At 63.8% G+C, this 21,819-nt stretch carries 22 protein-coding genes; 4 read left to right on the top strand and 18 right to left on the bottom strand.

The window, feature by feature from the left end; translation table 11 throughout:
• The first annotated feature begins 9 nt into the window (after nt 1-9).
• Entirely contained in the window at nt 10-726 is a 717-nt protein-coding gene (locus tag LPW39_RS13815; protein WP_230775924.1) for an SDR family NAD(P)-dependent oxidoreductase, read from the top strand.
• A 105-nt stretch (nt 727-831) separates the two neighbouring features.
• Here LPW39_RS13815 and LPW39_RS13810 read toward each other — a convergent pair whose 3' ends face one another.
• The 9 genes from LPW39_RS13810 to LPW39_RS13770 form a co-directional block, all read right to left on the bottom strand.
• The gene (locus LPW39_RS13810; RefSeq protein ID WP_230775922.1) at nt 832-1,848 is read right to left on the bottom strand and encodes an aldo/keto reductase; all 1,017 of its coding nucleotides are present in this window, start codon (nt 1,846-1,848) and stop codon (nt 832-834) included.
• Between the two features lie 70 nt (nt 1,849-1,918).
• Nucleotides 1,919-2,875, bottom strand: a complete 957-nt coding sequence (locus LPW39_RS13805) for a Gfo/Idh/MocA family oxidoreductase (RefSeq protein ID WP_230775912.1) — start codon at nt 2,873-2,875, stop codon at nt 1,919-1,921.
• 77 nt (nt 2,876-2,952) lie between these two features.
• Nucleotides 2,953-3,819: a class III extradiol dioxygenase subunit beta gene (locus LPW39_RS13800; protein ID WP_230775910.1), complete on the bottom strand. Its 867-nt coding sequence runs from the start codon at nt 3,817-3,819 to the stop codon at nt 2,953-2,955.
• Between the two features lies 1 nt (nt 3,820).
• Nucleotides 3,821-4,258: a protocatechuate 4,5-dioxygenase subunit alpha gene (gene ligA / locus LPW39_RS13795; protein ID WP_230776013.1), complete on the bottom strand. Its 438-nt coding sequence runs from the start codon at nt 4,256-4,258 to the stop codon at nt 3,821-3,823.
• 77 nt (nt 4,259-4,335) lie between these two features.
• Nucleotides 4,336-5,253, bottom strand: coding sequence for an amidohydrolase family protein (locus LPW39_RS13790; protein ID WP_230775900.1), 918 nt, complete (start codon nt 5,251-5,253; stop codon nt 4,336-4,338).
• Between the two features lie 13 nt (nt 5,254-5,266).
• Nucleotides 5,267-5,950 carry a 4-carboxy-4-hydroxy-2-oxoadipate aldolase/oxaloacetate decarboxylase gene (gene ligK, locus LPW39_RS13785; protein WP_230775898.1) on the bottom strand — a complete coding sequence of 228 codons (684 nt, stop codon included), beginning with the start codon at nt 5,948-5,950 and terminating at the stop codon, nt 5,267-5,269.
• 29 nt (nt 5,951-5,979) lie between these two features.
• Nucleotides 5,980-7,008: an amidohydrolase family protein gene (locus tag LPW39_RS13780; RefSeq protein ID WP_230775890.1), complete on the bottom strand. Its 1,029-nt coding sequence runs from the start codon at nt 7,006-7,008 to the stop codon at nt 5,980-5,982.
• Nucleotides 7,009-7,056: 48 nt separating this feature from the next.
• Nucleotides 7,057-8,418: an MFS transporter gene (locus LPW39_RS13775; RefSeq protein WP_407928840.1), complete on the bottom strand. Its 1,362-nt coding sequence runs from the start codon at nt 8,416-8,418 to the stop codon at nt 7,057-7,059.
• Nucleotides 8,419-8,535: 117 nt separating this feature from the next.
• Complete coding sequence (locus tag LPW39_RS13770) at nt 8,536-9,654, bottom strand: 4-oxalomesaconate tautomerase (RefSeq protein WP_230775886.1); 1,119 nt, start codon at nt 9,652-9,654, stop codon at nt 8,536-8,538.
• Between the two features lie 283 nt (nt 9,655-9,937).
• Here LPW39_RS13770 and LPW39_RS13765 point away from each other — a divergent pair, with 283 nt between their 5' ends.
• A complete protein-coding gene (locus tag LPW39_RS13765; protein ID WP_230775879.1) occupies nt 9,938-10,360 on the top strand; it encodes a hypothetical protein in 423 nt (140 codons plus the stop codon).
• Between the two features lie 123 nt (nt 10,361-10,483).
• On the opposite strand, the gene LPW39_RS13760 is transcribed toward LPW39_RS13765, so the two are convergent.
• Entirely contained in the window at nt 10,484-10,786 is a 303-nt protein-coding gene (locus LPW39_RS13760; RefSeq protein WP_230775874.1) for a DUF883 family protein, read from the bottom strand.
• 235 nt (nt 10,787-11,021) lie between these two features.
• Here LPW39_RS13760 and LPW39_RS13755 point away from each other — a divergent pair, with 235 nt between their 5' ends.
• On the top strand, nt 11,022-11,282 hold the full coding sequence (locus tag LPW39_RS13755) for a hypothetical protein (protein ID WP_230775873.1): 261 nt from the start codon (nt 11,022-11,024) through the stop codon (nt 11,280-11,282).
• A gap of 151 nt (nt 11,283-11,433) precedes the next feature.
• Nucleotides 11,434-11,628 carry a hypothetical protein gene (locus LPW39_RS13750; protein WP_230775872.1) on the top strand — a complete coding sequence of 65 codons (195 nt, stop codon included), beginning with the start codon at nt 11,434-11,436 and terminating at the stop codon, nt 11,626-11,628.
• A gap of 90 nt (nt 11,629-11,718) precedes the next feature.
• On the opposite strand, the gene LPW39_RS13745 is transcribed toward LPW39_RS13750, so the two are convergent.
• The 8 genes from LPW39_RS13745 to LPW39_RS13710 form a co-directional block, all read right to left on the bottom strand.
• Nucleotides 11,719-14,799: an efflux RND transporter permease subunit gene (locus tag LPW39_RS13745; protein WP_230775871.1), complete on the bottom strand. Its 3,081-nt coding sequence runs from the start codon at nt 14,797-14,799 to the stop codon at nt 11,719-11,721.
• A complete protein-coding gene (locus LPW39_RS13740) occupies nt 14,796-15,968 on the bottom strand; it encodes an efflux RND transporter periplasmic adaptor subunit (protein WP_230775870.1) in 1,173 nt (390 codons plus the stop codon). Before LPW39_RS13740 ends, LPW39_RS13745 begins: the two co-directional genes overlap by 4 nt.
• 22 nt (nt 15,969-15,990) lie before the next feature.
• The gene (locus tag LPW39_RS13735; protein WP_230775869.1) at nt 15,991-17,424 is read right to left on the bottom strand and encodes an efflux transporter outer membrane subunit; all 1,434 of its coding nucleotides are present in this window, start codon (nt 17,422-17,424) and stop codon (nt 15,991-15,993) included.
• Between the two features lie 10 nt (nt 17,425-17,434).
• Nucleotides 17,435-18,034, bottom strand: a complete 600-nt coding sequence (locus LPW39_RS13730) for a GbsR/MarR family transcriptional regulator (RefSeq protein ID WP_230775868.1) — start codon at nt 18,032-18,034, stop codon at nt 17,435-17,437.
• A gap of 126 nt (nt 18,035-18,160) precedes the next feature.
• A complete protein-coding gene (locus LPW39_RS13725; RefSeq protein WP_230775867.1) occupies nt 18,161-19,225 on the bottom strand; it encodes a PAS domain-containing sensor histidine kinase in 1,065 nt (354 codons plus the stop codon).
• A 13-nt stretch (nt 19,226-19,238) separates the two neighbouring features.
• Nucleotides 19,239-20,069, bottom strand: a complete 831-nt coding sequence (locus tag LPW39_RS13720) for a hypothetical protein (RefSeq protein WP_230775859.1) — start codon at nt 20,067-20,069, stop codon at nt 19,239-19,241.
• Nucleotides 20,070-20,139: 70 nt separating this feature from the next.
• Nucleotides 20,140-20,829 (bottom strand): response regulator, encoded by a 690-nt coding sequence (locus tag LPW39_RS13715; RefSeq protein WP_133856590.1) that lies wholly within the window; start codon nt 20,827-20,829, stop codon nt 20,140-20,142.
• Between the two features lie 129 nt (nt 20,830-20,958).
• A complete protein-coding gene (locus LPW39_RS13710; RefSeq protein WP_230775857.1) occupies nt 20,959-21,819 on the bottom strand; it encodes an isocitrate lyase/PEP mutase family protein in 861 nt (286 codons plus the stop codon).

The raw sequence follows: 21,819 nt of genomic DNA, 5'->3' as shown, positions 1-21,819 counted from the left end.
GAACAAACCATGACGCCTTTAATGGAAGACAAAGTCATTCTTGTGACCGGCGGCACCTCCGGCATCGGCGCTAGCACCGCCCTGCACTTTGCCCGAGCAGGCGCCTCCGTGTTGGCTCTTGGGCTGGATACGCAAGGCCTGCACAGCCCGCGCCATCCTCGCATCCGATGTCTGGAGGTAGATGTCCGCGACAGTGCCAAGCTCAGCCAAACCATTGCCGGGCTCCCCCGCCTCGATGCACTGGTCAACGCAGCAGGCATCAGCCGGCATGCAGAAGAGTACCAGCCAGAGGCCTTTTTGCAGGTCCTGCACACCAACTTGACCGCTGTGATGCAGGCTTGCATGGCAGCAGCCCCCCACTTGCTGCAAAGCGGCGGCTGCATCGTCAATGTGGCCTCGATGTACAGCTATTTCGGCAGCAAGGACCGCCCCGCCTACAGCGCCAGCAAGGGCGGCATCGTGCAGCTGACACGCTCGCTGGCCCAGACCTGGGCGCATGAAGGGGTTCGCGTCAACGCAGTTGCCCCCGGTTGGATTGCCACACCGTTGAGTGAGGGGCTGATGGCCGACCCAGAGGCCTCGGCAAAGATCCTGTCCCGCACACCGCTGCAGCGCTGGGGCCACGCTTCCGAGGTGGCGGAGGTGATCGGGTTTTTGTGCTCACCGGCGGCATCTTTTGTCAACGGCGCGATCATCCCCGTCGATGGCGGCTACCTGACGGTTTAGCCGCAGTCCAACGACGGACCTGGACAGCCATAAACCACAGAGCCTGCAGGCAGCGAAATCTGCCTCAGGCTCTGCGCTCGCTGCCAGACGCCTGTCAGCCTGGCATCAGCACTGCTCAAACGCGTATTTCTCGGTATCCACCTCGCGCTGCGAGGCCAGCGCATAGCGGTCGCCGGTGATTGCCTCGGGCGCGAACAGCGCGTCGAGTTCGGCCAGCAACGCAGCATCCAAGGCCACCTGGGCGCCGCGCAGATTTTCGTGCAGGTGATCGATACGGGTGGTGCCCGGCAATGCCACCACATGTTCGCCCTGGTGCAGCACCCAGGCAATGGCCAGTTCGGCCAAGCTGCAGTCCGCGCGCTGCGCAATGGCTTGCATGGGGGCCAGCAGCCGCAGGTTCTTGGCATAGGCCTCGGGTTGAAACCGTGGCATGCCGGCACGGATGTCACCTGGCACCCAGCTGGTGCCGGCGGGCAATTTGCCCGACAGAAAAGCCCGGCCCATGGGACTGAAGGCCACATAGGCAATGCCCAGCTCGCGGGTGGCCTGCAAAGTGCCGAGCTCGGCATTGCGCGACCACAGCGAATACTCGCTTTGCAAAGCTGCAATGGGGTAGGTGGCATGGGCACGCCGCAAGGTATCGACGCCGACTTCCGACAAGCCCAGAGCCCGCACCTTGCCCTCTTCGATCAGGCGTGACATCTCGCCAACCGACTCCTCAATCGGCACCCGGGGATCCCAGCGATGCAGGTAGTACAGATCAATGACATCGGTGCCCAGGCGCACCAGGCTGTCTTCACAGTTACGGCGCAAGGTCTTGGGGTGGCCATCAATGACGCGGCGCATCACGCCGTCATCGCCACGCACGCCTGCCATACCGCCCTTACTCGCCAAGGTGATGCGGTTGCGATGGGGTTTGAGCATCGGCCCCACCAGCGACTCGTTCGTGCCGAAGCCATAGAGCGCGGCCGTATCAAACAGGCGTACGCCGGCATCGAGCGCTGCATGCAACAGCGCCCGCGCCTGGGTCTCCGTGGCAGGGTGACCATAGGCATGGCTCAAATTCATGCAACCCAGGGCGACAGGCCCTACCTGGAATGGGCCAATGCTGCGCTCGCTCATCATCTCTCCTAAAAACCAAAACCGCCCGCTGACACTTGCGCGGGCGGTGAACCACTGCAGGGGCAGAATATTACTGCAGCTGCTGCTCCAGCGCATGCAGAACCTGGTAGCAAGGCAGTACCTGAGAGATGCTTGAGCGTGGCTGGCGCCTCTCGCGGATGGCGGCAAAGAACTCACGGTCCTGCAGTTCTATGCCGTTCATCGACACATCGACTGCCGACACATCAATCGCCTCATCCTTGCCGTTAACCAGTTCATCGTAGCGCGCCACGTAAGTGCCCGTATCGCCAATGTAGCGAAAGAAGGTGCCCAAGGGGCCATCGTTGTTGAATGACAGGCTCAAAGTGCAAATAGCCCCGTTGGCGGCTTTGAGCAAGATGCCCATGTCCATCGCAATGCCCAGCTCCGGGTGCAATGGTCCTTGCACCGCATGGGCTTGCACGATCGGGCTGCCGGCCTGGTGCGCAAACAGATCCACGGTATGCGCCGCATGGTGCCAAAGCAGATGGTCCGTCCAGCTGCGCGGCTGGCCCAACGCATTCAGATTGCTGCGCCGGAAGAAGTAGGTCTGTACATCCATTTGCTGCAGCTTGAAGCTGCCCGCCTGCACCCGTTGTTGTATCCACTGGTGGCTTGGGTTGAAGCGGCGGGTGTGGCCGCACATGGCCACCAGCCCACTGGATTTTTGCAGTGCCACCACGGCCAGTGCGTCTTCGAGCCGATCGGCCAGCGGGATCTCCACCTGCACATGCTTGCCGGCCAGCAAACACTGACGGGCCTGGCTGGCATGCATTTGTGTGGGCGTGCACAGAATCACCGCATCCACTTCTGGCCGCGACAGACTGTCCTGCAGGTTAGTGGCGACGTGCCCAATGCCATATTGGTCGGCAACCTGGCGAGCCTTAGACAGATCAGGATCAACCAGGGAGACGACCTCCACGCCTTGGATATGGCGAATGCCATCGAGGTGTTTGTGGCCAAAGGCCCCCGCCCCCGCGAGTGCCACTTTGAGGTTACGAAGCGTCATGATGTCCTCCAGCAGGTCTGGGTGCCCAAGCCAGCGTCAGGGCTATGCATACCGAAAATCAGCGACATAGGCGTCTTTCAACCGTTCTCTAAAATCAGGTGGCCCACGGCGGTGTTGGAGGCCGGCACATGGTAGAAGCGGTGCTTGACCACGGGCGCTCGTGCGGGGTCGTCCACATCCGCCATGGCGCCACGGGCGATCAGCCACATGACCAGCTCGATCCCTTCCGATCCCGCCTCCCGCACATAGTCGATATGGGGCACCTTGGCCAGGGTCGCAGGATGGTGGATGAGCTGGTCCAGAAAGCAGTTGTCCCACTCCTGGTTGATCAAACCCGCACGAGCGCCTTGCAGCTGGTGGCTCATTCCCCCCGTTCCCCAAATCTGCACATTGAGGTCTTCGTCAAAGCTCTCCACGGCCTTGCGTATTGCTTGGCCCAGATTGAAGCAGCGCTGGCCCGAGGGAACCGGGTACTGCACCACATTCACCGCAAACGGAATCACCGGACAAGGCCAGGCACCATCTGCAGGTTGCTCTCCGCAAATCAAGGACAGCGGCACGGTCAGGCCATGGTCCACGTCCATTTGGTTGACGATGGTGAGGTCAAAATCCTGCTGGATCACCGACTGCGCGATATGCGATGCCAGTTGCGGATGCCCCACCACCTTAGGCACGGGGCGCGGCCCCCAGCCTTCATCGGCAGGGAGGTACTCGGCGCCGGTTCCTATCGCAAATGTCGGGATCAGGTCGAGGCTAAAGGCTGTCGCATGGTCGTTGTAGATCAGAAAGATGACATCGGGCCGGTTGTCGCGCATCCACTGGCGCGAGTATGCATAGCCATCGAAGAGCGGTTGCCAATAAGCCTCCCGGGTCTTGCCCTGGTCTATAGCCACGCCAATGGCGGGCACATGCGAGGTGAACACCGATGCGCTGATGCGAGCCATATCAGACCACCTCTCTGCCGGCGCCAGCGCCTGTCGATGCCGCAGGTGCGCCAACCGCCTCATGCATGAACCGGTTCCCTTCCACCGAGCGGCCACCGGCAACCATCATCGCGCGGTAGGCATCCTCGCTCATACCCGTCATCGAACCAGCCATCTGCTGGAAGCTCTTGCCATCGGTGGCGCCAATTTTGGCGAGGAAATAGATATTGCCGCCTGTGCGTATGCACCAGTTCAGGTCACGGGCCATGACCGCCTGCCTTTGCTCCTCGGTCATCGCCCATTCGTCAAGATAGGCCCGCTCATCTGCCTTGAAGCGCGCGCGGTTCTCGGCCTTCATCAAGGACATACAGAACTGGTTGAGCCAATAGCCTTTGCGTGACTGGTCGGCGTCAAAAATAACGGTGCCGGGCACATCGAGATAGGGTTTTTCCAAAGCCATATTTATCTTTCCAGGTTTGTTATGGATGCCTGGCCTGCGTTCCAGGTCACAGCTGCGCTTGAATGCGTGCTGGGCGTTCATGCATCCTCTGGCCAATACAGACGGATGGGGTTGTCCACCAGCAGCAGCTGCTGCAGGGCCTGCGTGGGGGCAATCTGGGAGATGAAATCCACCAGGAGCCCGTCGTCAGGCATGTGGTCCTTCAGGTTGGGATGGGGCCAGTCCGTACCCCAAAGCACGCGGGTGGGAAAGGCCTCGACCACCCTGCGCGCAAACGGCACCACATCCTGGTAGGCCTGCCGCTCACCATGCAGCGCCTGCGGCCCCGTGAGCGACAAACGCTCCGGGCAACTGACCTTGCACCAAACGTTGTCGTGCTCCTGCATCAGCTGCAGAAACAAGCCGAACTCAGGCCCGTGCGCGGGTTTGCTGACATCGGGGCGCCCCATGTGGTCAACGACAACAGGGGTGGGCAGGCGCGTGAAAAAGTGCCACAAGTCTGGCAGGTCTTCCGCTTCAAAATAGACCACCACATGCCAGCCCAGCTCAGCAATGCGCTCGGCGATCTCCTGCAGCTCATCCTGCGGCGTCACGTCCACCAGCCGCTTGACAAAATTGAAGCGGACGCCCCGCACGCCGGCCAGGTGCAACTCCTTCAGCTCCCGGTCGCTGACATTGCGCCTTACCGTTGCCACGCCCCGTGCTTTGCCCGCAGATGCTTTGCAGGCATCGACCATGGCCCGGTTGTCTGCGCCATGGCAGGTGGCCTGCACAATCACATTGCGCGAAAAACCCAGATGGTCACGCAGCGCAAAAAGCTGCTGCTTGCTCGCGTCACATGGTGTGTACTTGCGTTCGACGGCGAACGGGAACTCAGCGGCCGGGCCAAACACATGGCAATGCGCATCCACCGCGCCTGGCGGCAAGGCCAGGCGGGGCTTCTCGGGCCAGGGATGCCAGTCCAGCCACCCAGGTGATTTATGAAAGATTGACATGGTGCCGCCCTTCTCAGTCGATGTAGCGCAGGCCGGAGCCCGCCAGCGGGCCGCGCATCTGGTACAGATCCAGACCCAGCACACCGGCAGCGAGCTGCGCCCGCTTGCTGCGCTCGAGCCGCTCACGCTCCAGCGCGGTCTCCAGGGTTTTGACAGCCATGGCGGCAGGTACGCACACCACGCCATCGTCATCGGCCACCATCACATCCCCCGGCGTCACCCACATACCGGCACAGACAACGGGAATGTTGACGGAACCCAGCGTGGCCTTGATCGTTCCCCTGGAGGACACGGTGCGGCTCCAGACCGGAAAGCCCATTTCCTGCAAAGTTTTGGTATCGCGTACGCCGGCATCAATGACCAGAGCACGCGCGCCGCGCGCCTGGAAGCTGGTCGCCAACAGATCACCAAAATAGCCATCGCTGCATGGCGAAGTCACCGCCGCCACGACGATGTCGCCAGGCTGGATCTGCTCCGCCGCTACATGCAGCATCCAGTTGTCGCCCGGTTGCAGCAGCACGGTCACCGCAGTCCCGGAGACCTGTTGGCCAGCGGCGATGGGGCGCAGCGCCGGCTGCAGCAACCCGACGCGGCCCATGGCCTCGTGCACCGTGGCCGAGCCCAGGGAAGCAAGCCCGTCGGCAGCGGCACGATCGGCTCGCTGGATGTGGCGGTAAACAACGCCGAGTTCATACATATGCATTTCCTTGTCTATGGACGGGCGCCTTATCGCCCCTGGTTGCGAAGTACGGCGTCGAGGCGTGGGAACACGCGGCGCGCGTTGTCTTCATACACCTGGCGACGGCCTTCCTCATTGAGATGGGGCGTGGCCTCGATATAGCGTTTGGTGTCATCGAAATGGTGGCCTGTCTCGGGATCGATACCGCGCACCGCGCCCACCATCTCGCTGGCAAAAAGTATGTTCTTGGTGGGCAGCACGCGGGTGAGCAGGTCAATGCCCGCCTGGTGGTAGACACAGGTATCGAAAAACACGTTCTGTAGCAGGTGCGCTTCCAGCAAAGGCTTGTTCAGCGCCTGCGCCAGCCCCCGGAACCGCCCCCAGTGGTAAGGCACGGCACCACCGCCGTGGGGGATCAGAAAACGCAGCGTGGGGAAATCGTTGAACAGGTCACTGGTGAGGCACTGCATGAAGGCCGTCGTATCGGCATTGAGGTAGTGGGCACCCGTGGTATGAAAGCAGGCATTGCAGCTGGTGGAGACATGCACCATCGCGGGAATGTCGTACTCCACCATCTTTTCGTAGATGGGGTACCAGGAGCGGTCAGACAGCGGTGGGGCTGTCCAGTGCCCACCGGAGGGGTCCGGGTTGAGGTTGATCGCCACATTGCCGTACTGCTCGACGCAACGAACCAGCTCGGTAATGCAGGTGCGCGGGTCCACACCCGGAGACTGCGGAAGCATTGCAGCGGGCACAAAGTGGTCGGGGAATAGCTCTGAGACACGAAAGCAGAGTTCATTGCAGACCTCCGCCCAGGCGCTTGAGGTTTCAAAATCGCCGATATGGTGCGCCATAAAACTGGCTCGCGGGCTGAACACCGTCAGATCCAGACCGCGCTCACGCATCAGCTTGAGCTGGTTGTTCTCGATCGTCTCGCGAATCTCGTCATCGCTGATACGCAGATCGGCGGCACTCGGCGTCTCGCGCGGGTCCCGAAGACCGGCCATTTGCAGGTCGCGCCAGCGGCCCAGCGCCGCCGGTGCGGTGGTGTAATGCCCGTGGACATCAATGATCATGCGCTGCTCCTGCATAAGAAAAAGTTGATAAGAGCCGGTATGGGGCGGTCAGCAAGCAACGCCGCCCACCGGTGCAGTTGGCACGCTAAAAAAAGCCTGCTTTATCAGCAGCGCTGCCATGGCAATTGCGCCCGGGATCGCCAACAGCGCAAACAGCCCAGCCATGCCCAAATTCCGCGCTGAGAGCTCTGCAACCAAAAAAGAGCCAGCAATACCACCGAAACGGCCAATGCCCAGCATCCAGGCCACGCCCGTGGCGCGAGCGCTGGTGGGATAGAAACCAGCAGCCAACGCCGGCATGGACGACTGCGTGGTGTTCATCAGCAAACCGGCCAATGCAACAGCTGCCACCAGCCATAGCAAACTCCCGGCGGCCATGCCAATGCCTCCAATGGCTACTGCCGTCAGGCCATATCCCACTGCCACAATGCGATCCGCATTGAAGCGGTCCATCAACCAGCCCGACAGCACGGCGCCCATGCCACCTAGCGGAAACAGCGCAGCCACGAGTGCACCTGTGCGGGCATCGAGCCCTGCGTCTCTGAAGATGACAGGCATCCAGTTCAGCACCGCATAGAAAATGACCAGCCCCATGAAGTAGGCCAAGCAGAGCATCGCCGAGCCCCAGCGGTAGTGCGCCGAAAGCACCAAGGCAATGCCACCAGCTTGGGCTTGCATGTGGGGTTCGTGAAGGACAAAGCTTTGCTGAGCAGGGATGGAAGCGCCGGTCACGCGGGAGATCACGGCACGTATCTGGTCTGCGGGGTAATTGCGGGCCACCATATAGCGCAAGGACTCTGGCAGCAGCAAAACGAGAAGAACGGACAAAGCCAGAGGCGCAATACCACCCAACAACAGCACACTGCCCCATCCCCAGGCAGGAATCATCCAGGCAGCAACAAAGCCCCCCAAGGCCGCCCCCAGAGGAAAGCCGCAAAACATCGCATTGGTCAGGGTGGCCCGCCGTGCGTCTGGGCAGAACTCGCTCATCAGTGTCACCGCGTTAGGCATCGCTGCGCCAAGACCAATGCCGGTGACAAGGCGCAAAAGGCTTAGCGTCCAGATATCCGGGGAGAATGCCGAGGCTAGGCTGGCCAACGAAAACAGCGCTACGGATACCACCAGCACTGCCTTTCGGCCCCAGCGGTCCGCCAGCGGCCCAGCTGCCAGCGCGCCCATTGCCAAGCCCAGCAGCGCGGCGCTCAGCACCGGTGCCAATGCCGAACGGCTGACACCCCATTCACTGATCAACGAAGGCGCAATGAAGCCAATGGCCGCTGTGTCAAAACCGTCAAAAAGCACCACCAGAAAGCACAGCGAAAAGATGGTCCACTGAAAGCCTGAGAATTGCCGCGCATTGAGCAGCTCCTGCACATCGGTAGGGGGCAGCGCGTGGGGGTCTTTATTCATGGGCATGGCCCTCTCTGCGCAGCACGCTGTATACAGCACCCCGTGTACCAAAGGCCGGGGCTCGCTCGCTTGCACTGCATCGGGCGATCTGGAACCGGTCCATGGCGTATCGACTGCTCATGCTTGGCCACCCCAGATGGCCTTGGGTACCATCACTTCACCGCGCATCAGAACCCTGGCAGTGCGCAGCAAAGCGACCTGTGGCGGCGCATCGACCTGCGTTGCGCGACCGGTCAATCTGACGGTCATCAGCCCCGAGGGATGCTCAATGGGCACGGTAGCGGCATCGGCACCCTTTGGCCGCAGCGCCAGCCCGTCGCAGACCGAGCCAGGCAAATGCACTGCCGTGCCCACGGTGACAGCGGCCAGCACGCCAATGCTTTCGTGGCATACATGCGGGATAAAGCTGCGCGTGCAGATCGCGCCGCTCTGCCGGGGCGGCGCCACCATGGTCATCTTTGGATAGTTCTTGGCGGCCACATCACCCAGGCCCATTGCTTGCGCTGCCTGCAGGCGCAGCGCCTCTATGCGTCGGCGCAGCTCGGTGTTGGCGTCGAGTTCTGCGACAGACTCGTAGCCGCTGGCACCCAGGTCGGCCGCGTTGAAAATCACCAGCGGCATGCCGTTGTCGATACAGGTGATATCAATGCTGAAGGGCGCATAGCCCTCACCAGCTACGGCGATGCGATCACGCGGTCTGCCAGTGGGCAGCAGGCTCTTACATACCGATCCGGCCGTTTCCAGAAAGCAGATTTCGATGGCAGCGGCAGTACCCGGTACCCCATCGATACACGCGCTGCCGCCATCAGCCAATTGGCCTGCGGACAGTGCCAGCGTGACGTCAGCGAGCATGCCGGTGTTGCGGGCAAGCACGCGGAAGGTGGCAGACTCGCCCTCGGCCTGGAGCATGCCGGTGGCCAGCGCAAAGGGTACGGCAGCGGCCAGCATATTGCCGCAGTTCGGACGGGTGTCGACCGTGTTACCGTCGGGCTGCACCTGGGCAAACAGAAACTCAAGATCCACCCCCGCTTGCGTCGACTCGCTGACAATGCCGATCTTGCTGGTCAGCGGATGACCGCCGCCAATGCCGTCGATCTGTCTGCGGTCCGGCGATCCCATCGCGGCCAGCAGCACCCTGTCACGCGTGGCCACATCTTGGGGCAGATGCGCGGCGTTGAAGAACGGCCCCTTGGAGGTACCGCCCCGCATCAGCAGGCAAGGAATCGCTGTTGGCATGGTTGCTCCCCGTGTGTCTTATTGGCCTCCATTCTGGTGACAGATGCCGCTATGCGCCACGGGTGTAGCGGCCTAGCAGCTATAACTTCACGGAATATCTCTGCAGCCTTCGCAGCGCTACAGGCGCGCCTCGTCCTACGGCGGATGGCTAAGGCTGCCGTCAGGCTTGCGCCCACTTTCCCCCTAGCATGGACACATGCTCAGAACGAAAGCGAACACACCTTTTTTATCCAAAGCCGCATTGGCGCTGGCAAGCCTGTGCGCAGCTGCCACGGTGGCTGCGATGAGCGATGAGGAAATCCGCGCCGAAACCGACCGCATAGCCGCCCAATACGCAAGCGCCATGGCCCATTGCCAGACCTTGCAGGGCAACGACAGAGATATCTGCACTGAAGATGCCAAGGGCAGCCAGCGTGTAGCCCGGGCGGAACGCGACGCGAAGCTGCTGGGCGATGCCGACCACAACTACCAAGTTCGCGTGGCCAGAGCCGATGCGGACTACCGCGTGGCCAAGGAACGCTGCAATGAGATGCGCGGTGATGCCATCGGCATCTGCAAGGCGGATGCCGCAGCGGCCTACCGCAAGGCCCAGCAGGATGCGCAGATAAAGCAAGTGGAGATGCCCCCAGCCACCTCAAACGACCAACCCTTGACCCCGCTGCCGCCGACACGCAACACGATGCCGCTCGCCCATCCCGACCGCTGATGCTCGATCCTTGAAGCCGGGGACGGAAGCGCAAAAAAAGACCTGCCCTGACCACATTCGGTCAGGGCAGGTCTTTTTGCCATCATCAAGGGGCGGCGTCGCCTGCCCCTCTGCATTCAACGATCAGCGGCGGCAGGCCGCATAACCCAGCACCACACCAATGGCCAGCGCAGCGCCGGCAATGTGCCAAGGCTCGTCATGCGCGTACTTGTCGGTGCATGCAGCGGTATGCTTCGTCTGCGCGATGGCGCGGGCAGCGGAGTCACGGGCAATGCCCATGCCTTCGTCCATGCGCTCGCGGATGCGCTTGATTTCAGGGATCGCGTCGAGCTCTTTGACGGACAACAGTGCGCGCACATCGCCCACCAGCTGGTCGACATCGCCCTTCACGTCGGAGAGGCTGACTTGTCGCTTCTTGAAAAACATGTGTGTTCCTTTCTTGTACGGGAAGCCCAAAATGTGCTCTGGCTATTACCTTATAGAAAGACAAACCAGTGCCATGTAGGAAAGCGGCCCGCATCGGCGTGCAAGGGTCTTGGTAGTGGCGGCCGATATGCAAAACCATGCATTGGCGCACAGCCGCTGCCCCCGGTTTTCCTACACGCATCTATGGAGGCCTGGGCGACCATGCATTCTGAATCCCACGAACCTGGAGGATCCGATGCCAGACCAAAACCCTGAACAAACAAACCCTCCCGCCAGCGAGGAGACGAACATCAACACCACGCGCAAGCAGCAACCTGAGGACCCGGGCACCCAGGCCAAGATGCCGCATGAAAAAGACCAGTCCGTGGGCGAAACCAGCCAAGAGCCGTCTCCAGAGATCGCCCAAGCCCATGCTGATTTGAAGCGCGGACTCGTCGATACTGATGCGCGGGCCACCGATGGCCGCCCAAAGGGCAGCAAACACCCGGCCAACTAGGTCAATCTGGCACGATAAAGCGCCAAGCCACCCTATGTTCCATTCCGTAACATCATCGAATATTGAAATGCATCTATAGGATAAATCTTGCTTTCGTACTAAGCTGTTGATGTTGGGGCTCGTCCATGTGGCCCCGACAGGAAGGTATGCCGTGTTGCAACGAAAGCAGGAGGATGCTGCCAAAGACGATTACCTCGAACAGCTCAAAGCCGAAGGTGCCAGTCTATTGATGCAGAACCCACAGGAAGGTACGCCCGAGCACGCCAAGATGATGCTGATCGATGCCAAGATTGACCAACTCACCAGCCCCATCACAGTCCCCAATTGGAAGGACTCCAGCTTGTGAAACACAGCCCGCTATACCGATAAGCGGGCTTTTTGTTGTCCGGCGCAGCCCCTGCATCAGGGCCGGCCGGGAGCGGCTTGCCAGCCGCGCTTAATGCAGGGCTTCCAGCGCCCGCTTTTCCTGGGCACTGGGCAGGGTCACCCAGCGGGCCAGCTTGGGCCGCAGCCAGTTCTCGAAATCATCCATGACCGCATAGACCACTGGCACCAGCACCAGTGACAGCGCCGTGGACGACACCAGCCCGCCGATGACGGCGACGGCCAGCGGCTGGCGGAACTCCGAACCGCTGCTCACGCCCAGCGCCGTCGGCAGCATGCCCATGGCCATCGCGATCGTCGTCATGATGATCGGCCGGGTCCGCTCATGCGCGGCTTCCAGCAGGGCCTCCGTCTGGCTCTTGCCCATGCGCTCGGCCTCCACCGCGTGCTCCACCAGCAGGATCGAGTTCTTGGCCGCCAGGCCCATCAGCATCAGCAAGCCAATCAGCACCGGCAGGTTCAGCTCCCCACCCGTCGCCAGCAAGGCCAGAAAGGCGCCCGCCAGTGACAGCGGCAGCGCCGCCAGGATCACCACAGGCTTGACAAAGCTGCGGAACAGCAGAATCAGCACGCCAAAGATCAGCCCCACCCCTGCCATGATGGCCAGGCCAAAGCTCGCAAACAGCTCCTGCATGCCCTCGGCATCTCCATAGAGCGGGCGCGATACCCCCTCGGGCAGGTTCTTCAAGAACGGCAGCGCATCCACGGCCGCATTGGCCTGGCCCAGCGACACGCCATTGACCTCCGCCTCCAAGGTGATGCGGCGCTCGCGGTCAAAGCGGTCGATGTGCGATTCGCCCACCTGAAAATGCATGTCCGCCACCGCCGACAAAGGCACCGTGCCGCCCTGCCCCGTGGGTACGCGCAGCGCGCCAATACCGTCCAGATCGCGCAAGGCATCCTGCGGCAACCGCACCCGCACCGACAGGCGCTGGCGCCCGGTGTTGAACTTGGAGGCCGTCGCATCCAGATCGCCCAGGCTGGCCATGCGTGCCACCTCGGCCACCACATCGGGGGTCACGCCCAGGCGGGCAGCCGCATCGGGCTTGAGCCGTATCACCAGCTCGGGGCCGGGGTTGGGCGCCACCTGGTGCACATTGGCCAGCATCGGCAGGCTGCGCAGCTGTCGCTCGGCATCGGCGGCCGTGCGCCGCAGCAGCTCGCCATCATGGCCGCCCAGAATCACCTGCAGGTTCTGCGTGCCGCCGCCCTCGCTTTCGCTGTAGCTCAGCCGCACATCAGGCACCTGCAGCAGCAAGGGCCGCATATGGTCCTGGAAGGCCTTGGTCGTCATCGAGCGCGGCGATTTGAGCTGCACAATCACGCTGCCCTTGCGCGGGTCGCCATCGCGCTGGCTGCTGCCCACGCTGACAAACACATCCTGCACATCGCCTTGCTGGCGCAGCAAACGGGTCAGGCTGGCGGCTGAGGCGCGCATGTCTTCCGTGGTGGCGCCCGGCGCCCCTTGCAGGCTGATCTGCACCGTGCCGCCATCGCCCTTGGGCGCAAAGCCGGTCGGCAGCAGCGAGGCCAGCATCAGCGAGCCGGCAAAAATCAGCACCCCCGCCGTCAGCGACAGCCAGCGGTGCGCCAGCGCCCATTCCAGCAGCCGGCGGTAGCGGCCCACAAAGGGCTTGTGCGGATGGGGCTGTGCCGAGGGCTTGAGCAAATAGGCGCACATCAGCGGCGACAACAGCCGCGCCACCAGCAGCGAGAACATCACCGACACGGCCACCGTCACCCCGAACTCGCGGAAATACGGCCCGGCATAGCCGCCCATAAAGGCGACCGGCAAAAACACCACGGCAATCGCCAGGGTGGTGGCCACCACCGCCAGGCCAATCGCGTCCGCCCCTTCCATCGATGCACGCCAGGGCGATGCCCCCGCCTGCACCCGCTTCTGGATGTTCTCCACCTCGACGATGGCGTCATCGACCAGCACGCCGATCACCAGAGTCAGCGCCAGCAAGGACAGCATATTGAGCGAATAGCCCAGCCAGTGGATCACCGCAAACGTCGGGATCAGCGAGATCGGCATGGCCACGGCGGCAATCACCGTCGCGCGCCAGTCGCGCAGGAACATGAAGACGACCACCGCCGCCAGCAGCATGCCTTCGAGCAAGGTCGCCACCGTGGCATCAAAGCTCTCGCGCGTGTTCTTGGCGCCCGATGACACCAGCTGGAAGGAGACACCCGGCTGCTCCTTGGCCAGGGTTGCCACCGCCTTGGCCACCGCCGTCTCCACATCCACGTCCGATGCGGCCTTGGTCTTCATCACCTGAAAGCCCACTACCGCCTCGCCATTCAAGGCCGCAAAACCACGCCGGTCGCTGGCGCCGCTGGCCACGGTGGCCACATCGCCCAGCCGCAGATGGCGGCCGTCACGTGTGGCAATCACCAGCTGCTCCAGCTCCTGCACCGACGGGGCAGCAGCAAGGATACGCACCTGCTGCTCCTGCGCGCCAATCTGCGTGCGGCCACCCGATGCATCCAGGTTGTGGGCACGCAGCGCATCGTTCACGGCCACAGCCGTCAGGCCCAATGCCTGCAAGCGGGCGGGGTCCAGGGTCACCGTGATATCACGCGCCACGCCACCCACCTGGGTCACCTGGCCCACCCCTGGCTGGGCCACCAGCTTGCGCGCCACCACATCTTCGATGAACCAGTTCAGCTCCACATCGTCCATGCCCGGCGCCGATACCGCATAGGTCAGCAAGGGCAGCGCATCAAAATCCAGGCGCTCCACAATCGGTGGCTCAATGCTCGCCGGCAGGTTGGCACGCACCCGGTCAATGGCGGCCCGCACCTCGTCCACAGCCCGCTGCGGGTCCAGCCCGATCTCGAACTCCACCAAGGTCAGGGACATGCCCTGGGTGACGGTAGAGATCACATGCTTGACGCGGGCCACATTGGCCACGCCGTCTTCCACCACGCGGGTGACCTGGGTTTCCACCTCGGTGGCTGCCGCGCTGGGCAAGGCGACTGCGACCTGCACGATCGGAAAGGACACATCCGGGTAGAGCTTGATCGGCATGACCCGGTAGGCCATCAGGCCGGCCACCATGATGGCGATGAACAGCACCACCACGGGGATCGGGTTCTGGATGGACCAGGCGGAGATACGCAGCTTCATGGCTGGCCTCCGGCCGCTGCAGCACTGTCTGCCGCCTTGGCGGGTGGCTGCGCATTGGGTTCTGCCGCCGGTTTGGCCGTGGTGCTGACCTGTACCCGGTCTCCCTCCAGCACAAAGGCGCCACCGCCCAAGGCCAGGCGGGTGCCCACTGGTGGGCCATCGCGCAAGGCTACCCAGCCCTGGGCGCGGGCGCCCAGGCTCACCGGCAGCTTGCGGATGCGGCTGTCCGCATCAATGGTGGCCAGTTGCGGGCCACCGGCTTCAAAGTGAATGGCTTTTTCCGGCACCGCCGCCACCGGGGCCGCAGCCTGCGCAAAACGCGCCTGGGCAAAGCCGCCCGGGCGCAGATCGGCCCGCACCGGCAGCACCACGCGCACCTGGGCCAGCTTGGTCTTGTCGTCCACCCGGCGCGACAGCAGGCGAACCTGGCCCTCCAGTTCGACGCCAGAAGCCAGGGTCACGGCCACCTTGTTGCCTGGCTGGATGCGGTCCACCTGGTCCTCGGGCACCTCGGCGGCCAGCTCCACCATGCCGTCCCGCGCCAGGCGGAACATGGCTTCGCCGCCGGGGCTGGCCACATCGCCACGGCGCACATTGCGCTGCAGCACCACACCGGCCACCGGCGCGCGCAGCACCATGCGCTCGGCCTCCACGCGCAGCCCGGCCAGGTTGGCAGCGGCCACATCGGCATTTGCATTGGCACTGGCTGCAGCGGTGCGGCGCTGCTGGATCTGCTCGTCCGACAGCACGCCCTGGCCGTCCAGCCCTTCGACCCGCGCCGATTCGGCCTGGGCCTGCTTGGCCTGCGCCCGGGCCTGCACCAAGCTGGCCTGGGCCTGGGCAATCTTGGCCTGCAGCAGGCCATCGTCCAGCCGCGCCAGCGGCTGGCCGGCACGCACCGTGTCGCCCTCATCGGCCAGCAGTGCCGCCACCCGGTAGCCACCCAGCTCCGGGCCAATGGCGATCTCTTCGCGCGCCACCAAGAGGCCCGATGCCTGCTGCACCCCGCCCATGGGCCGCAGCTCCACCTGTGCCACGCTCACCGTGCGCACCACCTCGGCCACCGGCTTGGGGGTCTTGTTGGCCGTGCCTTCCGAGCAGGCCACCAGCCCCAGCAGCGCGACCGACCCCAGGCCCAGCCCTAGGCCCACACGCCATCCGCTTTTCATTGATTGCAGCATTGCATCCCTCTCAATTCGTCTTCTGTGTTTCAGCGCCCAGCGCATCCCGGGGCCACCCGCCGCCCAGCGCCTGGAACACCTGCACCGCATGCGCCAGCGCCTCGGCGCGCGCCTGGGTCAGGCCACCGCGCGAGTCGCGGTAGACCTGCTCGGCATCCAGCACCACGACCAGGTCAAAAAAACCGGCCTCATAGCCTTTGCGTGCCGCTTCATAGGCGGTCTGCGCGCGTGCCTCGGCCTGCGCCAGCACCTGCAGCCTTTGCCGGTCCGGCGCCATGCGCAGCAGCGCCTGGTCCGTTTCGGAGAACGCGCGCTGCACCACCTGCTCATAGGCGATCACCGCCTGCTCGGCGCGGGCGCCCAGGGCGCGGGCATTGGCCAGCAAACGCGGCCGGTCCAGCACCGGCATGGCCACATTGCCTGCCAGCGACCACAGCCCGGTGCTGAGCGACGCGCCCTGCTTTTGCCAGTTCAGCCCCAGCCCGGGGGTCAGGGTGATGCTGGGCAGCAGCGCCAGGCGCGACAGCTCCAGCCCGCCAGCGGCCGCATCCATCTGCGCCTGGGCCTGCAGCACATCGGGGCGCCGCGCCAGCAAATCCGCCGGCAAGGCTTGCGGCAGCGCCGGCGCCTGGGTCTGGCTGTCGTCCAGCACCAGCGCGGACAAGGGCTGGTCGCCCTGCCCTACCAGCACCAGCAAGGCGCGGCGTGCGGCATCCAGCTGCGACTGCAGCACCAGCGCATTGGCCTGGGCCGCCAGCAAGCTGGCATCGACCCGCGCCACATCGGCCAGCGCCACCAGGCCACGCTCGAGCTTGCGCGCCAGCACCTGCTGCAGCCGCGTCTGGATGGTGATCGTCGCCTGCGCATCGGCCAGCGCAGCGGTCAGGCGCTGGGCCTCAAACAGGCTGCGCGCCACTTCGGCCACCAAGGTGGCCCGCTCGCCATAGGCACCATAGAGCGCCGCACCATAGTCGCCATCGGCCTGGCGCGCCAGCGCATCGCCCCGGCCCAGCACATCCAGTTCCCAGGACACCTGCAAGTCCAGCCCGGCGCTGCTTTGCCGGCCCAGGCCGATGCCGCCCTCCGCTGCACCGCCGAGGCGCTGCACCTTGCGGTGGTCGCCACTGGCACGCAGCCCCCCTTGGGGTTGGTACTGCGTCAGCGCGGCTTCGCGCAGCGCCCGGGCCTCGCGCACCCGTGCCAGGCCCATGCGTACTTCCGTGCTGGCGGCCAAGGCCTGGTCCACCAGGCGGTTGAGCAGCGGCTGCTCGAACAAGGTCCACCAGGTATTGAGCTGCGGCGCAGCCTGAGGGTCAGCCGCAGCAGGCGCGACCGAAAACTGCGCAGCCACCACCGGCGCTGGCGCGCGCGCATCCGGCACCGAGGAGCAACCCGACAAAGCCGCTAGGCACAGCGGCGCTGCCGCCCATAGAACGTGTTTCATCGCAGGGGCCTCAGTCTTTGGTGGTGCGGCGGGCTGCCGTGCTGCGCGCTGTGCGGGCTTTGGGTGCAGCTGCAGGGGCCGGAGCCGCAGGGCCCTTCCGCTTGGCAGGCACCGCCTGGGCGGCCGTCTGCGTTTGCCGCTCAGCAAGCTTGGCCAGCAGCTCCTGCAAGGTCTGGGCCGTCACCGCATGGAATTCCTGCGCCTGCTGCAGGCGCGCAGTGGCGTCAGCAGGCAGCGGGCTGGCTGCAAGCAACTCGTCCACATAGGTCGTAAAGCGCTGGCAATCGGCAATGCTTTGCTCCAGCACGATCAAGAAGGGGTTGGCCCGCAGGCTGAAAAAATCCTGGCGCTCACCGCGCATCGCCACCCGCTCAATGATGCCCAGGCGCTCCAGCAAGCGGGTATTGGTGCTCACGCTGGCCCGGCTGGCCTGCATGCGCTCGGCCAGTTCGGCAAAGCTGATGGGCCCGCCATCCAGCAAGAAAATGCCAATCAGGCGCCCTGCAATACGGGGCAAACCGCCCGTCTCCGCCTGGATCGCATTGCGCTCGATGAACAGCTCGCGCGCCTCCAATGCCGCTTTTGCCTTGTCCTGCTGGGTCACAGCCACCGCCCTTCATTCATATTGTTCAGTCACCGCTGAACAATATAAACGAATTCGGGTTGACCCTAGTTTTCAAAAGTAACGCTGGATTGGAAAAAGAGGCCGAGGTATACGGCCCTTCCGTTGGGAGAGTCAGGACTGGCGCAAAGCCAGCCGCGCGGTCAGCAGGGTGCGTCCCGGCTCGGAGTCGATCTCCAGCACACCGCCGACGCGGCCGATACGCACGGCCATCGAGCGCATGCCAATGCCCAGGCCCGAGGCGTCCACGGCGGCCACATCAAAGCCCACGCCATCGTCCTCGATCTCCAGCACCAGGTCATCGGCCTCGGGCTGCAGGAAGGACAGGCGCACGTTTCGCGCCTGGCTGTGCTTGATCACATTGGTGAGCGCTTCCTCGACCAGGCGCGTCATCGCCAGGTACTGCAGCGCATCGGGTGGCGTGCGCCAGGCGGGCGCGTACTGCCAGTCGCAGCGGATGTCGAGCGCATCGAACAGGTTGGCAAAGCGGTGGCGCAGCGGTGCCAGCCACTCCTGCGGAGAGGCAGGCACACGCACCTGGGCGGAGGAGTTGCTGTCGATGGTCTGGCGCAGGTCATCGCGGATATGCTTGAGCATGGACAGCACCTGGGGCCGGGTCAGGCCGCCATCGCCGCCCTGCTCCACGGCGGCAATCATGTGTACCAAGGAGCCGCCCAGCCCGTCATGCAGGTCATGGGTCAGGTTCAGGCGCTCCTGCAGGCGCGCATTCGACAGCTTTTGCGCATCCAGCTCGGCGCGCAGCTGCTCGGCCTTTTTCTGCTCGCTGATGTCGAAGGTGAAACCGATCAGCCCCGTGGTCTCGCCCTGCGCATCGCAAAGCACATGCACCACCTCGCGCACCCAGACAAAGTTGCCGTCGCTGGTCAGTGCCCGGTATTCAGCCTCGTGGTCAACCCCTGCCAGGCACAGTTCCACGCAGCGGTTGACCGTCGTGTCGCGCTCGTCGGGGTGGATGCGCTCGGCCCAGTCGTTCACCGTCTGCCAGCTGTCCGGGGTCCAGCCCAGCAGCGCCTCGATCTGCGGCCCCACATAGGTGTACTTTTTGCTCGCCCAATCGATGCGGAACGGAATCGCCAAGGTGGACTCCAGCAGCGTCTGGTAGAGACCGTTGTGGGTGTCTGGCTCCAGGGTGCGTAGGCGGGGCTGCGTATCGAGCATAGAGGTGTCAGTGTTACTTCAACAAAGGGTGAACCGTCGGCAGTGCATTCCAGAACCAATAGAAGTAGCCGCTGTCCTTGGGCAGCAAGGTCAGGGTCTGCACGCTTCTTTGCGTGCCACCGCGCCAACAGGCCAGGGCTGAATTGCGATTGCCATGCAGATCCATATAGGCCGCATGGGGATTTTTGGGCCTGGGCGGAATGTACAGGGCCATGGCTTGCGGCACCCAAAGATCGGCGAGAAAGATTTTAGCCCGCTGCGGCCAATAGCGCCCGACCGAAATCACCAGCGGAAGCTGGGGATCCACCGAAGAGAACACATGCGGAAAATCATGGTGCTCCAGATCGGTGCACACCGTGGGCTGCAACTGGTTGCGGTGCTCCTCGTCCAGATAGGGGCATTGCTGGCCGGCAAACATGCCGTACTCGAACGGGGTGTTCTCCAGATGGCGGATCGGGCTTTGCATGCGCAGCCCCTGCCCCGGCTCGATCAAGGTGATGCCAAAGGCAGCCGCTGCCTCGCGCGTGGCCCACAGCGGCTCATACACCACCTCGGTGGCGAGGAACTCCAACTTGGTCTCCTCACCAAATTTTGTCGGCGGCTGGCTATGCGTGCCACTGACCTGGTAACCGCGCCCCCAGGAAGGCTCAAGCGTCCCCGCCACCGGACTGCCGGCCACCGGACTGCCGGCCACCGGCTGCAGTTCCTTGACCCCTGCAGGAAGCTTTTCCTTGAATGTGGGCATGCCATCGATATTGCAGACATAGGGCGTCGTCTGCGTATCGACCCATGTGCCCATGCCGTCTCGAATCAGCAAAGGCGGATCAAAATAAGTGTGGGGCACGGTCAGTCACTCCAGATCGGATGGGTGGGCGATTTCGGGAAAAGCGAGAAAGGGCTGAGCGCTGCGTGGCTCAATCCACCAGACGGCGCCGGCGCGCTTCCTGCGCTGCCTGGGTGCGCGAGGACACCGACAGCTTGCGGTAGACATTCTTGATGTGCGATTCCACCGTGTAGCGCGACAGGAACAGCCGCTCGGCAATCTCGCGGTTGCTCAGGCCTTCGACCACCAGGTGCAAGATGGTGTGCTCGCGGGCGCTCAAGCCGGGGTCGTCCGCCGCCTGCACGGCAGGCGGGGCTTGCAGCGGCAGCTCCTCAATGATGCGCCGCGCAATAAAGGGGTCGATGGGCGCGCCGCCGCGCAGCACGCTGCGCAAGGCCATGGCCATCTCCATGTCGTCGCGCTCCTTGAGCACATAGCCTACGGCGCCTGCGCGCAACGCGGCCCAGATCATCTCCTGCGTGCTCCAGGCCGATACCACCAGCATCGGCAGGTTGGGCGCCTGGGCATGCAGTTCTTCGATCAGCTCCACACCGCTGCCATCGGGCAGGCCCAGGTCGACCAGCACCAGCGATACCGTGTGCGCCTCGCCCGCCAGGTAAGCGCGCGCTTCGGCCAGCGAGCCGGCCATCACCAGCGCATCGCTGCTGTAACCCAGCTGCTGCAGCAGGCCCTGCAGCCGGTTGCGCACCAGCGGATTGTCCTCCACCACCAGTACGGGTGCGGGCAGTGCGAGATCGGCGGTGAGCATCTGGGTGGGCATGGGGTCCGTTCATATTCCAAGTGCTGCAATTATTCCGCAAGCCCATGCCCTTGCCCCTCACTGAAAATGGTGAATTTCAGCGCCATGACAGTTTCATGACCCCCGCATGGCGGCAACCAGCGGCGACGATCAGGTAAAGCGCTTCTCCAGTGCATCCCAGGCGGGCTTGCCCACCAGGCGCTGGCGCTCGGCAAAGGTCGCCACCAAGCCGCTGGACTCCTGCACCGCCTTCTCGTCGCGCAGCACGGTCAAGGTGTTCTGCATGCCGGCCACGGCGCCCTGCAGCGCCGCATTGGCATAGAGCACGATGCCGTAGCCCAGTTCGCCCAGCTGCTCGGCATCAAAAATGGGGGTCTTACCACCAATCACCATGTTCATCAGCTGCGGGGTGGCCAGCCGGGTCGGCAGTGCCCGGATCTCTTCGGCCGTGGTGACAGCCTCGACAAACAGAATGTCGGCCCCGGCCTCGGCAAAGCGCTGGGCACGCTCCACCGCCGCCTCAAAGCCATGGGTGGCCGCCGCATCGGTGCGCGCCATGATCAGCAGGTTGGGGTCGCGCCGGGCATCAACGGCGGCCTTGATCTTGCTTACCGCCTCTTCGGTGGAGATCACCTCCTTGCCGTTGAAATGCCCGCAGCGCTTGGGCGCCACCTGGTCCTCCAACTGGATGCAGTCGGCACCAGCGCGCTCCAGGGTGCGCACCGTGTGGTAGACGTTGAGCGCATTGCCAAAACCGGTATCGGCATCCACCAGCAAGGGCACGCTAACCGTGTCGCGGATGCGCGCCGTGTGGTCGGCAATCTCGGCCAGCCCCATAAAGCCCTGGTCTGGCATGCCAAACCACATATTGGTCACGCCCGCCCCGGTCACATAAATGGCCTCAAAGCCCAGGTCCTCGATCACCTTGGCCGACAGCGCATTGAAAGCCCCCGGCACCAGCACGCCCCGGCGTGCCGCCACCATGTCTTTCAGCAGTTTCTTGGTATCCAT

The organism is Comamonas koreensis, from assembly GCF_021026195.1.
Taxonomy (GTDB): Bacteria; Pseudomonadota; Gammaproteobacteria; order Burkholderiales; family Burkholderiaceae_C; genus Comamonas; species Comamonas koreensis.
This window is presented reverse-complemented; position numbering and strand designations above follow the sequence as displayed.

What these genes read in the sequence shown, in the direction of transcription:
- LPW39_RS13755 (WP_230775873.1), top strand. Translation starts at nt 11,022, where the DNA reads ATGCCAGACCAAAACCCTGAACAAACAAACCCTCCCGCCAGCGAGGAG.
- LPW39_RS13710 (WP_230775857.1), bottom strand. Translation starts at nt 21,819, where the DNA reads ATGGATACCAAGAAACTGCTGAAAGACATGGTGGCGGCACGCCGGGGC.
- LPW39_RS13805 (WP_230775912.1), bottom strand. Translation starts at nt 2,875, where the DNA reads ATGACGCTTCGTAACCTCAAAGTGGCACTCGCGGGGGCGGGGGCCTTT.
- ligA (WP_230776013.1), bottom strand. Translation starts at nt 4,258, where the DNA reads ATGGCTTTGGAAAAACCCTATCTCGATGTGCCCGGCACCGTTATTTTT.
- ligK (WP_230775898.1), bottom strand. Translation starts at nt 5,950, where the DNA reads ATGTATGAACTCGGCGTTGTTTACCGCCACATCCAGCGAGCCGATCGT.
- LPW39_RS13765 (WP_230775879.1), top strand. Translation starts at nt 9,938, where the DNA reads ATGAGCGATGAGGAAATCCGCGCCGAAACCGACCGCATAGCCGCCCAA.
- LPW39_RS13740 (WP_230775870.1), bottom strand. Translation starts at nt 15,968, where the DNA reads ATGAAAAGCGGATGGCGTGTGGGCCTAGGGCTGGGCCTGGGGTCGGTC.
- LPW39_RS13815 (WP_230775924.1), top strand. Translation starts at nt 10, where the DNA reads ATGACGCCTTTAATGGAAGACAAAGTCATTCTTGTGACCGGCGGCACC.
- LPW39_RS13725 (WP_230775867.1), bottom strand. Translation starts at nt 19,225, where the DNA reads ATGCTCGATACGCAGCCCCGCCTACGCACCCTGGAGCCAGACACCCAC.
- LPW39_RS13770 (WP_230775886.1), bottom strand. Translation starts at nt 9,654, where the DNA reads ATGCCAACAGCGATTCCTTGCCTGCTGATGCGGGGCGGTACCTCCAAG.
- LPW39_RS13790 (WP_230775900.1), bottom strand. Translation starts at nt 5,253, where the DNA reads ATGTCAATCTTTCATAAATCACCTGGGTGGCTGGACTGGCATCCCTGG.
- LPW39_RS13810 (WP_230775922.1), bottom strand. Translation starts at nt 1,848, where the DNA reads ATGAGCGAGCGCAGCATTGGCCCATTCCAGGTAGGGCCTGTCGCCCTG.
- LPW39_RS13780 (WP_230775890.1), bottom strand. Translation starts at nt 7,008, where the DNA reads ATGATCATTGATGTCCACGGGCATTACACCACCGCACCGGCGGCGCTG.
- LPW39_RS13760 (WP_230775874.1), bottom strand. Translation starts at nt 10,786, where the DNA reads ATGTTTTTCAAGAAGCGACAAGTCAGCCTCTCCGACGTGAAGGGCGAT.
- LPW39_RS13735 (WP_230775869.1), bottom strand. Translation starts at nt 17,424, where the DNA reads ATGAAACACGTTCTATGGGCGGCAGCGCCGCTGTGCCTAGCGGCTTTG.
- LPW39_RS13800 (WP_230775910.1), bottom strand. Translation starts at nt 3,819, where the DNA reads ATGGCTCGCATCAGCGCATCGGTGTTCACCTCGCATGTGCCCGCCATT.
- LPW39_RS13715 (WP_133856590.1), bottom strand. Translation starts at nt 20,829, where the DNA reads ATGCCCACCCAGATGCTCACCGCCGATCTCGCACTGCCCGCACCCGTA.
- LPW39_RS13745 (WP_230775871.1), bottom strand. Translation starts at nt 14,799, where the DNA reads ATGAAGCTGCGTATCTCCGCCTGGTCCATCCAGAACCCGATCCCCGTG.
- LPW39_RS13775 (WP_407928840.1), bottom strand. Translation starts at nt 8,418, where the DNA reads ATGAATAAAGACCCCCACGCGCTGCCCCCTACCGATGTGCAGGAGCTG.